The sequence below is a fragment of the uncultured Campylobacter sp. genome, assembly GCF_938030815.1.
Taxonomy (GTDB): domain Bacteria; phylum Campylobacterota; class Campylobacteria; order Campylobacterales; family Campylobacteraceae; genus Campylobacter_B.
Genome location: NZ_CALHII010000201.1, coordinates 1 through 11,678, shown reverse-complemented (window position 1 = coordinate 11,678; position 11,678 = coordinate 1). Strand labels below are relative to the sequence as shown.

10 protein-coding genes are annotated in these 11,678 nt (G+C 46.2%); 9 read left to right on the top strand and 1 reads right to left on the bottom strand.

The features are described from left to right. Nucleotides 1-665: 665 nt before the first annotated feature. The 9 genes from Q0277_RS07685 (at nucleotide 666) to Q0277_RS07645 (ending at nucleotide 11,285) form a co-directional block, all read left to right on the top strand. Nucleotides 666-1,409 (top strand): 4-(cytidine 5'-diphospho)-2-C-methyl-D-erythritol kinase, encoded by a 744-nt coding sequence (locus tag Q0277_RS07685; RefSeq protein WP_297997001.1) that lies wholly within the window; start codon nucleotides 666-668, stop codon nucleotides 1,407-1,409. Nucleotides 1,410-1,535: 126 nt separating this feature from the next. Continuing rightward, nucleotides 1,536-2,000, top strand: a complete 465-nt coding sequence (smpB, locus tag Q0277_RS07680) for an SsrA-binding protein SmpB (RefSeq protein ID WP_297997000.1) — start codon at nucleotides 1,536-1,538, stop codon at nucleotides 1,998-2,000. A gap of 55 nt (nucleotides 2,001-2,055) precedes the next feature. After that, entirely contained in the window at nucleotides 2,056-2,754 is a 699-nt protein-coding gene (locus tag Q0277_RS07675) for a TlpA family protein disulfide reductase (RefSeq protein WP_297996998.1), read from the top strand. Next, nucleotides 2,744-3,049 carry an ATP-dependent Clp protease adaptor ClpS gene (locus Q0277_RS07670; protein ID WP_297996996.1) on the top strand — a complete coding sequence of 102 codons (306 nt, stop codon included), beginning with the start codon at nucleotides 2,744-2,746 and terminating at the stop codon, nucleotides 3,047-3,049. The genes Q0277_RS07675 and Q0277_RS07670 overlap by 11 nt, the downstream gene beginning before the upstream one ends. Before the next feature lie 15 nt (nucleotides 3,050-3,064). Then, nucleotides 3,065-5,446, top strand: coding sequence for an AAA family ATPase (locus Q0277_RS07665; protein ID WP_297895842.1), 2,382 nt, complete (start codon nucleotides 3,065-3,067; stop codon nucleotides 5,444-5,446). Continuing rightward, complete coding sequence (gene aat, locus Q0277_RS07660; protein WP_297996995.1) at nucleotides 5,446-6,129, top strand: leucyl/phenylalanyl-tRNA--protein transferase; 684 nt, start codon at nucleotides 5,446-5,448, stop codon at nucleotides 6,127-6,129. The genes Q0277_RS07665 and aat overlap by 1 nt, the downstream gene beginning before the upstream one ends. 61 nt (nucleotides 6,130-6,190) lie before the next feature. Next, nucleotides 6,191-8,011 carry a penicillin-binding protein 2 gene (locus Q0277_RS07655; protein WP_297996993.1) on the top strand — a complete coding sequence of 607 codons (1,821 nt, stop codon included), beginning with the start codon at nucleotides 6,191-6,193 and terminating at the stop codon, nucleotides 8,009-8,011. A gap of 485 nt (nucleotides 8,012-8,496) precedes the next feature. Continuing rightward, a complete protein-coding gene (locus Q0277_RS07650) occupies nucleotides 8,497-9,732 on the top strand; it encodes a nucleotide sugar dehydrogenase (protein ID WP_297996991.1) in 1,236 nt (411 codons plus the stop codon). A gap of 236 nt (nucleotides 9,733-9,968) precedes the next feature. Beyond that, nucleotides 9,969-11,285 (top strand): ankyrin repeat domain-containing protein, encoded by a 1,317-nt coding sequence (locus tag Q0277_RS07645; protein ID WP_297996990.1) that lies wholly within the window; start codon nucleotides 9,969-9,971, stop codon nucleotides 11,283-11,285. 158 nt (nucleotides 11,286-11,443) lie between these two features. On the opposite strand, the gene Q0277_RS07640 is transcribed toward Q0277_RS07645, so the two are convergent. After that, nucleotides 11,444-11,678: ferrochelatase (locus Q0277_RS07640; RefSeq protein WP_297996988.1), on the bottom strand; the 235-nt coding region annotated here is incomplete at its 5' end.

Below are 11,678 nucleotides of genomic sequence, written 5' to 3'. Positions count from 1 at the left end.
GGTGGGATTGCGCTCTTTCGTTGCGCACGGATCGTAAATCGACCTTAAGCGGTATAAATTTCAACGTGCGGCTAGGCAGGCGACGCTCTCTCGTGAAAGGCATAAATCCGCGAGGCTAAATTTAAACGAGGCTAGCGGCGTTTTAATCTGCTTTTTGCCGCGCGATGGCGACGCGCCGCGAGATTAAAATTTCGCGATTTAAAAAGCGCCAGGTTGGGGTTTATTGCGGCGCAGCAAGCAGCTTTTGTCGAATGAAATTTCGGCTTGTGGTAATGCGTAGTCTGCGCCAACGGGTTTGATTTTGCGGCGGGCGGCGTACCGCTAAGCTAAATTTACGATCTATCGCAGCGCGCGGCTGCACGGTCTTGGTTTATAGCGTTTAATCACGCGGATAGATTTGCGCCGCGAGTTGAAATTTAGTCGCGTGCGTTGCGGATCTGAATTTCCGCGCTTTATAAAATTAACGTATCGAGCGTCGCGATCGTGGGTTAAATTCCGCGGCGCGCACTTCACGGCACGCGGTTTTGAAATTTTAATCGCACTGGACAGGGCTTGCTGCAGGCTGAAATTTAACTCGCGCACGGATCGGAATTTTAATCACGCCAGATGGGCTTGCCGAGGGCTAAATTTAACGCAAGCGCGTCAAGGCGCAGAAGGAGTAAAATTTGAAGGCTTATGCAAAGATCAATGTTTTTTTAAAAGTCGTCGGCACGCGCGGCGGCTACCACGAGATCGCCTCGCGCTTCGTGCTGCGCAGGGAGCTTTTTGATGAGATAAGCTTTGAGCGCGCGAGCGGCTTTGCGCTTGAATGCGACGCCGCGCAGATCGAGGATAACATAATTTTAAAAGCCAAGGAGGCGCTTGAGCAGGCGGGCTTTGCGCGCGAGCTTGCGGAGTTTTTCGGCTCGCACAAGATCGTGCTTAAAAAGCGAATTCCGATCGGCGCGGGTCTTGGGGGCGGCAGTAGCGATGCGGCGGCGTTTTTGAGGCTTGCGAACGAGGAATTAGGCTTAAAAATTCCGCGCGAGCGGCTTACCAAAATCGCGCAAAATATCGGCGCGGACGTCGCGTTTTTTGTTAGTGGACTTGAGGCTGCAAACGTGCGCGGCATCGGCGAGATCATCGAGCCTTCCGAGGATCTCTTGCCCGCGATCGAAATTTTAACGCCCGCGATCTTTTGCTCCACCGGCGCGGTTTATAATGAGTTTCGCGCAAGCTTTATGCAAAATATAAACGCTGCGCAGGCGCAAGAGATGTTGCGTTTAAGCAGCGAGCAACTGCTGGCGCGATACGGCGGCTTTCAGCTAAACGATCTTTTCGCGCCGTGCATAAAGCTATATCCGCAGATGAGCAAGTATCGCGATATGTTTCTAAGCGGCAGCGGCAGCAGCGTGTTTTTCTTAAAATAGAAAAGCTGTGGCGGCGCGGTTAAAATTTAAAAGCTAAATTTAAAGATAAAATTTAAAATTCGCTCGCCCGCTTTTAAATTTAAGCAAAAACGGGCTAAGCTTAGGACTAAATTTAGAAGGAAAAAGATGAAAGAACTGAGTAAAAATCGCAAGGCGTTTCACGATTTTACGATACTTGAAAGCTTTGAGGCGGGCATCGTGCTAAAGGGCAGCGAGGTCAAAGCTCTGCGCGCGGGCAGGGGCAATCTCAAAGATAGCTTTTGTCGCGTGATCCGCGGCGAGCTGTTTTTGCTAAACGCGCATATCAGCTATCTTGAAAGCACCAACGCCCATTTTCGTCCAGACGAAGGGGCGGCGCGAAAGCTTCTGATGCATCGTAAGCAGATCGACAAGCTGCTTGTCGCGGTTAGCAAAGAGGGCCTTACCATCGTGGTTTTGTCGCTGTATCTCAATGATAAAAACCGCGTAAAGGCGCGTATCGCTTTGGCTAGTGGCAAAAATCTGCACGATAAGCGCGAATCGCTAAAGCGCAAGGAAGCCGACCGCGAAGCGCAAAGCGCGATGAAGCGATACGATAAGCATTCATTTTAAATTCACAAAACTTTGGTTAAAATGCGGGCTTAAATTTAAACTCCAAGGAAATGCAATGAAGAAATTTTTACTATTATGTTTGGCGATTTTTGTTTTAAGTGGTTGTGGAGATGATTCGCAGAAAAAGACGGGCCCTGCCGGCGAGAATCCTACCGCGAGCGAGAATCAGATGGCAAAAAATTCCGCTCAAGATAAAAATGGCGAGCGTATTGGCGGAGAAAGTGGCGAGGAGGTAGCTTTTACGCCGTTTAAAACGGGCGAACGATTTACGCTTAAAAGCGTCGTAGGCGGTGAGGTAACGATCGAGCGGACAGAAAAGGGCTTTAAGCTTGCGGACAGCGATAAAATTTTAATGTTTGATATTTTCGGTACTTACTGTCAGCCGTGCCGCATCGAAGCGCCGCATCTGATGGACTTTCAGTTAAAAAATTCCGCGGATTTTCTGATGGTCGGCTTGATTTATTTCGAGGACATTACCGATGCGCAGGTGATCGAAAATTTTACGAAGAAATTTAACGCGTATTATTTCATCTCCAATTCAAAACAAAACGAGCGTATAGTGGGTCAAATTTTAAGCGACATCGGTTATCGCCACGCGCTTTCGATCCCTTTTAAGGTAGTGCTTAAAGATGGAAAATATCAAAGGCTCACCGACATTAATGAAGGCGATGAGCGGGGCAAGCCGTATTACTTAGGCATGGTCGATACCGATGTGATAAAAAGCGATATCGCCAGGATAAAAAATGGCAACTAAAACCGGCGTGCAGATTCGCACTAACGCCAAAACAAAATCTTTCGTGCCTCGTCCGTATAAAGTAATTTTGCTAAACGACGACGTGACGACGATGGATTTCGTGGTTTATATTTTGATGGAGATTTTTGCCAAAAACTTTAACGACGCCGTAGATTTAATGATGAAAGTTCATAAGCAGGGTCGCGCGGTTTGCGGCGCGTATCCTAAAGAGATAGCCGAGTGCAAGCAACAAGCGGTTTTACAAGCGGCAAAGACCGCAGGATTCCCTCTTAGATGCGAGATCGAAGAGGATTAAATTTAAAGGAAAGCAATGATAGGATTTTTTTTAAACAAACATTTTGAACAAGCAATCAGCGTCGCAAATGACGGCGAGGACGAATATATCACTACTTCGCACGTAGTTTATGCGATTTTTAAATACAATAAGCCCTTTCACGGGCTCATCGCCAAAGAAATTCCGGATATTAACTACCTAAATATCTTGGATAATCTGGGCGGGCTTTTGGATATGATGCCTAAATCAAGCGGCAAGGCTCCGGCGCAGACAATAGAATTTAAGCAGTTCTATACAGAATTAAATAACGCTAAAGAGCCTAAAAATGAGCTTGATTTTATGCTTAAAATTCTAAATGATAAGGAAAACGACTGCACTAAAATTTTAAATCACTACGGTATAAACGCTGCGATTTTTGAGCTCATCGTGAGAAAGTACAAATCCGCTTTCGATCACCGCGACGAGGTTGTTTCTCGCGACGAAGCCGCAGCGATTAAGCTAAACTCATACGATATCGATGATATCACGCATGCGATGAATTATGACGAAAGCCGCAGGCAGTGGCAGAATACGGAATTTGAGCCTGCGTTTGAGGGCGAAAAGGACGCCATAAACGAGCGCGATATTAAAAAGGACTCGCCTAGCTCACTTTATACAGCAAACCTCAATAAAATCGCGCTTGAGGGTAAGATCGATCCACTCATCGGACGCGAAAAAGAGATCGAAAAGACGCTACAAACCCTCTGTCGCCGCAAGAAAAACAATCCGATCTTAGTGGGTGAAGCAGGAGTTGGTAAAACCGCGATCATCGAGGGTATCGCGCTAAAAATCGTCCGTGGCGAAGTGCCAGAAAAGCTAAAAAACAAGGTGATTTACGCCCTTGATGCTGGCGCGCTGATCGCAGGCACTACGTTGCGCGGGGAGTTTGAGGAGAGGCTAAAGGATCTCATAGACGAGTTTAGCGCTAATCAAAATGCGATTTTATTTATCGATGAAATTCACACGATCGTTGGCGCAGGCACGGGCAATCGCAACGAACTTGATATGTCAAACATCCTAAAACCTTCGCTTGCAAGCGGCGAGCTATCGGTCATCGGCGCTACTACATACGGCGAATACCGCTCGTTTTCGCAGGATAAAGCGCTTAGCCGCAGGTTTTGTAAGATCGATGTGAGCGAGCCTAGCATTGACGATAGCGTCGAAATTTTAAAAGGCGTAGCCAAAAAATATGAGGAATTTCACGGCGTGAAATTTAGCGACGAAATTTTGCGTGATAGCGTAACGCTTGCTAAAAAATATCAAAACGATAAATTCCTTCCCGATAGCGCCATTGATCTCATCGACGAAGTGGGCGCTAGCTTTGCGTTTAAGCCACACGAAGCTCCGCTTGAAATCAGTAAGGATGATTTGGTAAATACACTTTCGATTAGCGCGAATATTGCAAATTTAAGTAGTAGCGTCGATAATAAACAGGTACTAAAAAATCTGGAAGCCAATATCAAGCGTGAAATTTTCGGTCAAGATGAGGCGGTTAGCAGCCTTTGCAAGGCGCTTTTGCGCTCTTACGCCGGGCTTGGAGGCGCAAGCTCCCCAATCGGCGTATTTTTGTTCGCAGGCAGCAGCGGTGTGGGCAAAAGTGAGCTAGCCAAGGTCTTAGCTGCGCAGCTTGGAGTGCATTTTGAGCGCTATGATATGAGCGAATATATGGAAGCTCACAGCGTCTCGAGGCTCATCGGCGCACCTCCCGGATACGTGGGCTTTGAAAACGGCGGAATTTTAACGAATAACATCAAAAAGCACCCTTACAGCGTCATTTTATTTGATGAGGTAGAAAAAGCTCATCCTAGCATGACGAATATTTTTTTAGGAATTTTCGATAACGCAAGTCTTACCGATAACAACGGCGTTACGACCGATTTTAAAAATACGATCATAATAATGACGTCGAATTTAGGCACGAAAGAAGCGCCGCAAGTTGGATTTACGAAGGACGAGAGCTATAAAGTAGATAGTGCCATAAAAAGCTTTTTTGCGCCAGAATTTCGCAACCGCATCGATAAAATCATAAATTTTAACCGCTTAAGCGGCGAAATTTTAGAAAAGATCGTGGATAAAACTATCGGCGAGCTAGAGTCGCAGCTAAAAAACGTAAAGATTAGTCTAAACAAGGAAGCAAAAGATTTGATTATCTCGCGCGGCTATTCGGACGAGTTTGGCGCGCGAAATTTAAAGCGCGAAATCAGCTCGCAGATAAGCGATCATATAAGCGGCGAGCTGCTTTTTGGTGCACTACAAGAGGGTGGCTTAGTTAGCGTGAGCGTAAAAGATGGCGAGCTAAGCTTTAGCTTTGCTTCTACGCCTTTGCCGCAGATAGAAAAAAAGCAACCCGCACTAGCTCAAAGCAGCGTCGTTAAATAATGGCTCAGTTTTACGATTTTCCAGATCCTATGGATGCGCCCGATTTTGCGCCGCTTGCAAGTGGCGGCGATCTGAGCGAGGATTGCTTGCTTAGCGCTTATAGCGCAGGGATATTTCCGTGGTTTAACGAGGATGAGCCGATTTTATGGTGGTCGCCCGATCCGCGCGCAGTGCTTGATCCACGCGAAGTGCGTGTGCAAAAGTCCATTAAGCCCTATCTTAAGCGATATGAAGTGAAATTTGACGCGAATTTTAAGGGCTTCATCGAGCGCTGCAAAGACGTGCGCAAAAAAGAGAGCGACGGCACGTGGATCAGCGAGCAGATCGTGCAGGCTTACTCGCGTTTGGCAGCAGACGGCTACGCTCACAGCGTCGAGGCATACGAAGATGGCGAGCTCGTAGGTGGGCTATACGGGCTAATTTTTGGGCGTGTGTTTTGCGGCGAGAGTATGCTGAGCCTAAAGAGCAATGCTTCGAAAGTAGCGCTGATTAGGCTTTGTGAAGTGCTTGCAAATTTCGGCTTTCTAATCGATTGTCAGATTATGAACGAGCATCTGAAATTTATGGGTGCTAAAGAGATGCCGCGAGCGGAATTCCTCGCTCTATTCGCTGAGCTTAGCGCGCAAGATAGCGGCTTTGAGCGCTTCGCGGATCTTAAAGTTCCGCACGGAGCGCAGCATTGAGTCAAAGCTTGAGATGCAGCAGCGTAAAAATGCGCGGAATTTAGAATTTTAAAGAAATAAGATGTGGCAAAGAGATAAAAGCTCCTCGGTCGGTATGATTATTGTGATGTTTATATTCGTGCCGGCGGCGCTTTTTGTATTTTTGGCGATTTTATATTTTTGGGGCAGCACTGAGCGCAAGCTACCGCGCCTGGATGTCAATGAAACCAACAGCGCGATCCGTGGCGCGATAATCGCAAAAGATAACTACGTCGCGGCAAATTCCGTCAAACTCTATAAAGTTAGCGTCGATGCGCGCAGCATCGATAAAAACAAGCTTGATCTTTTCGTGCGGCTTTATTGCATCTATACGGGCGATAGCGAAAAGCGTGTCAAAAGCGCGATCGAGGGCTCTGGCGGCACGACCGTGCTGTCGTATAAGATCGACGCCAAAACCGCAGTGCATCTAAAAGAGCTTGCATATAAGCTAAATTTAAAAAAGGTCTTTGTCAGCTTCATAGGCGCAAACGGCAGGTTAAATCCGCCTATCCGCATGAGCGTGAGCGAAAGCGGCGAGAAGCGCAGCTACAATGTCGGCGATTCGCTCACTCCGTTAATCGGCTATATCAATAAAAAAGAGGTTGATGGCATTACAAAGGTTAGTGGTATCAAAGGGATCGAGAAGTACTATGAGTATTATCTAGCGCCGGTTAGAGATGAGTTTATCGTGGGCCCGCGCGATATCGGCGGCAACATTATCCTAGAGCGTAGCAGCAAAAAAACGGGCAGGATCGACGGCTACAACGTCCGTCTAAGCGTGCCACTAACGCTGCAAAGAAAGATAGAGCGCCTAAGCGATGAGGGCGCTGATAATTACGATGCACGAGAAATCGTGGTGGGCATTATGAACTCCAAAACGGGCAAAATTTTATCTCTTGCGACCAATGCCCGTTATGATCCCTCAAACATCACGAAAAACGATCTTAAGAATTTAAATTTTACCGCGAGCGAATACGCCTACGAAGTGGGCTCGATTATGAAGCCGATAATTTTCGCAATCGCCTATGACGCTAAAGCCGTCAAACCTGGCGAGATCATTAATACCTATAACGGCAGCTATAAGCTTGGTACTCGCACGATCCGCGACACGCACCCGGCTAAGCAGATGAGCGGCGAGGAGATCATCGTCCACAGCTCAAATATTGGAATGATTAAAATTTCAGAGCGGCTGGAGGGGCAGGCTATTTATGATGGGCTTATGAACTTTGGTATGTCGCAAAAAACGGGCATCGATCTGCCGTATGAGCAAAGTGGAAATATCCCAAGCATCAAAAGCCTGAATAATAAAATTTACAAAGCCACGATCAGCTACGGCTACGGTGCCCAGATGACCTTCCTTCAGATGCTCAATGCCTATACTGTCTTTAACAACGGCGGCGTCATGATTAGCCCGCGCCTAGTCGAAAATTTAGAAAATAACGGCAAAACTTACATCGTCAACGAAAGCGAAACCCGCCAGGTAATCTCTAAACCTACCGCCGACGTGATTAAAGGAATTTTAATCAAAACGGTTGAGAGCGGCACTGGGCGCAAGGGGCGGGTAGCGGGGCTGCAAATCGGCGGCAAGACGGGCACTGCGCGTATCGCTAAGGGGGGCGGCTATTCGAGCGCCTATAATAGCTCGTTTTTTGGCTTTGCCAACGACGCGGACACCAGCTACACGATCGGCGTTTTGGTGCGCGAGCCTAAAAGGGGCAGCTACTATGCCGCTCAAAATGCGCTGCCGATCTTTAAGCGGGCGGTAGGAATTTTGATAGAGGAGGGCTATCTAAAGCCCGCAGCCGACGCAAACGCCACGCAAAAGGTCGAGATCAAGGATGAGGCAGTTGAAATTAAAGATTAAATTTGCTAAATTTCGCGAGGTTTTTGAAATTTTGCGACTTGCGGCGACGAAAATTCGTGGAATTCGGCGCGGCTTTTTTGAATTTATCGGCGTTTAAATTTTACGGCGCGGAATTTTGGCGGCATAGAATTTCGTGGCGCAAAATTTAACGGCACGAAGATTAAATTCTATCGCGACGCGGGATTTTGCACGGTAGTAAAATTTTATCACGGCTTGAAATTTTGCATAGCGCCGCTCGCTGCACTAAAGCAACGGAATTTTATCGTGGCTTGGGATTTTGCCGTAGCGCAAAATTCCGCGTAAAGGCAAAATTTTAAATTTGTCGTCGCGCAAGCAGCGCAAGTAAAACAGCGAGTGAGCTTAGCTGTTTAAATTTAAAGACGCGGCGCTATTAAATTCGCGTCGTATGCCCGTGCAACTGCGGAATTTAACGATAAAATTTAACGCAAAGAAAAGAGGAAAATATGAAAGCAAATGAGGGAAAAATGAAAATAGCGATAATCGGGCTTGGCTACGTTGGGCTTCCTTTGGCGGCTGCGTTTGCGGCGAAGTACGAGGTCGTTGGCTTTGACGTCTCGCAAGAGCGCATAGAGGAGCTGCGCGGCGGGCACGATCGCACTCTGGAGCTTAGCGACGAGGAGCTTGCCACGGCGATTCAAAACGGGCTAAAATTTAGCGCAAATCTGGATGATATGAGGCAGAGTAATTTTTACATCGTGTGCGTGCCAACGCCCGTAGATAGGCTAAATCGCCCCGATCTCACGCCGCTAATCAAGGCCAGCGAAAGCGTCGGAGCCGTGCTTAAAAAGGGCGACATCGTCGTGTATGAAAGCACCGTCTATCCGGGCGCTACGGAGGAGGACTGCGTGCCGGTGTTGCAGCGCGTAAGCGGGCTTAAATTTAACCGCGATTTTTTCTGCGGATATTCGCCCGAGCGGATCAATCCGGGCGATAAAATTCACACCGTCACGAAGATCAAAAAGATCGTCTCGGCAAGCACTGCGGAGGCTCTGGACGTCGTAGATAGCGTCTATCTTAGCATACTTCAAAACGGCACCTTTCGCGCTAGCGGCATCAAGGTCGCCGAGGCTGCGAAGGTGATCGAAAACACCCAGCGCGACATCAATATCGGCTTTATCAACGAGCTTGCGATCCTGTTCGGCAAGCTCGGTATCAACACCAACGACGTCATCGACGCGGCGGCTACGAAGTGGAATTTCTTAAGCTTCCGTCCGGGGCTCGTGGGCGGGCACTGCATCGGCATCGATCCGTATTATCTGGCGCAGAAAGCGACCGAGGTGGGCTATCACCCCGAAATCATCCTCTCAAGCCGCCGTATCAACGACAATATGGGAAACTACGTCGCTACGGAGGTCGTTAAGATGATGATAAAATACGACGAAAAGGTAAAGGGCGCGAAGGTCTTGATCTTGGGACTTACGTTTAAAGAAAACTGCCCCGACACCCGTAATACGCGCGTCGTGGATATGATAAACGAGCTTAAAAATTTCGGCTGCGAAGTAAGCGTCTATGATCCTTGGGCGAGCGCCGCCGACGCCAAGAGATACTACGACATTGATCTGCTGCAAAAGCCCGACTTGCGCAAATTTGACTGCGTCGTAATCGCCGTGGCGCATAAGCAATTTTTCGAGCTTGATTACACGGGCTCGCTGGTTTACGATGTGAAAAACGTCTATAAAGACGCGCAAGGAAAGCTCTGAAATTTAGCCGAGGTTTAAATTTAGATTTTATCAGTGCGGTTTACTTTTTATGTTTTGAAGCTCAAACACAATGTAAGCTGCAAAAATAGATAAAATTTTTTGGTATAAGTGAAAGTTAATCCTCATCGTTATATAATCGCCGCACTTTCGGGGAAATAAAACGAGTTGTCGCTTTAGGTTTTGCTTAAAAGCTAAAGCTCTTTACAAGCCAGTGTTTTAAGGCTGAAGGATCAAATTTGAAGACCTTTTTGAAGACCTTGCTTAAAATCATAAAAAACATTTTTAAAGGTATATTTTATATAGTTGTTTTTATAGGTCTTTTTGCCTTGGCGCTCAAAGTTCAGACCGGCAGATTTAAATCAACCCCCCATCACTATACCGTCACTGCAAATACCAAAGTAGATCTTAACTCCGAGCTAGCTAAATACGTAACGCAAAAGGAGATAAACGCAGTTGGCTATAGATATTGGGATATAGACGAAGAGGAGGTTAGAGATAACCCCACGATGGAACTTTTGCGCAGGAGCTTAAAATCAAAAGATACGGATAAAATTTTAAAATTTATGCAGGATAATAATATAAGCGTAGATACCCCTCTTCATTTCGGTGTTACCCCTTTGATGTATGCTAGCTTTTACGATGACGAAAAGACAGCAAAAAAGCTGATAGAGATGGGTGCCGATCCTCATAAGAAAGACAATTACGAGCTATCTCCTATGGCATACGCTATGGAAAATAACGCCACTAAGTCGGTTAGGCTTTTGCTAGATAGCGGAGTTAAGTTTGACGAAGTAGAGATTGTGCAGGAAACTTACGGCATTAGAGATGTCGAAAACTGGATAGATTCTATAAGCTTTGACGAAAACGCTACGCCGATCATACATTACCGCACGAAAGAGGTTCTTTTTAGCGGCGGAGGCGAGCCGTATTATTTTATCAGCCACCTAGTTAGAAACAATATGTACGATATAATGAAAATGGTGCTAGAGAGTGGTTATAGACCGTATACCTACTCCACTTTCAATATGGGAGAGGTCTATGTTTCAAATAAACTAGAGGAGATACCGAGCTATAGAAACATAAAGAATACCCATAAAAGATATGGAGTAGAGGAGTTTAGGCTTTATAAATCGGTATATGGCGATCTGCTGGACGTGCCCGAGCCCGGAGCCATGATAGATCTGCTTTTGCAATATGATATAGGCGGAATCCCAAACGATGAATTTTTAAAAAGAATGTATGATGATAAATGCTATGAAGAATATAGGTATGATATAGCTGTAGGATACTATAAAATGGGAAGTATGTTTGACTCGGCATTTTTACAAAAACATTGTTCCGACAAGAATGCTACCTTTAAAAATATCAAAGAGTATATACTATTTGTAGTAGGGCAAAAAAAAATTGATAAAATAGAATTTGCAGCAAATAGAAAGCATATAAAAAACCCCAACTTCCATATATCTAAAGAGGAAGTCGAGAGGCTAACTAACGACTATAAAGAATATAAAAGAAATTTATTTAGTAAGGAAGCGGAAGATCAAAAGCAGTAAGCGGCTACGCAACCCGCTGCGAAATAATTAAATTTAAAGCCCATCTAATTACCAAAAAGGATAAAATTTCGCCGATTTTATCGGCATTGTATTAGGCTTGTAAATTCTGCAAAAAGTATAAAAGGCTCGAATAGAAAAGCTAAATTTAATCTCTAAATTTACAGCGCCTGCGCGAGTATAAATTTCGCGAAATCCTCGCGGGAGTTTGGGCATTTGCACACTTCGTAGTATTCATAACCTAGCTCGCGCGCCTGGGCCCTATAAAAAATATCCAGCTCAAAATCGGTCTCGGAATTATCTACGCAAAACGCGATCGGAAATATGAGCGCTTTTTTGCTCTGCAGATCCCGCAAAACGTCCGCGACATTGGGCTCCAGCCACTTCACGGGGCCC

Excerpts from the sequence above, each read along its gene's own strand:
- smpB (WP_297997000.1), top strand. The coding sequence starts at position 1,536 with ATGAAAGAACTGAGTAAAAATCGCAAGGCGTTTCACGATTTTACGATA.
- Q0277_RS07675 (WP_297996998.1), top strand. The coding sequence starts at position 2,056 with ATGAAGAAATTTTTACTATTATGTTTGGCGATTTTTGTTTTAAGTGGT.
- Q0277_RS07670 (WP_297996996.1), top strand. The coding sequence starts at position 2,744 with ATGGCAACTAAAACCGGCGTGCAGATTCGCACTAACGCCAAAACAAAA.
- Q0277_RS07665 (WP_297895842.1), top strand. The coding sequence starts at position 3,065 with ATGATAGGATTTTTTTTAAACAAACATTTTGAACAAGCAATCAGCGTC.
- aat (WP_297996995.1), top strand. The coding sequence starts at position 5,446 with ATGGCTCAGTTTTACGATTTTCCAGATCCTATGGATGCGCCCGATTTT.
- Q0277_RS07655 (WP_297996993.1), top strand. The coding sequence starts at position 6,191 with ATGTGGCAAAGAGATAAAAGCTCCTCGGTCGGTATGATTATTGTGATG.
- Q0277_RS07650 (WP_297996991.1), top strand. The coding sequence starts at position 8,497 with ATGAAAATAGCGATAATCGGGCTTGGCTACGTTGGGCTTCCTTTGGCG.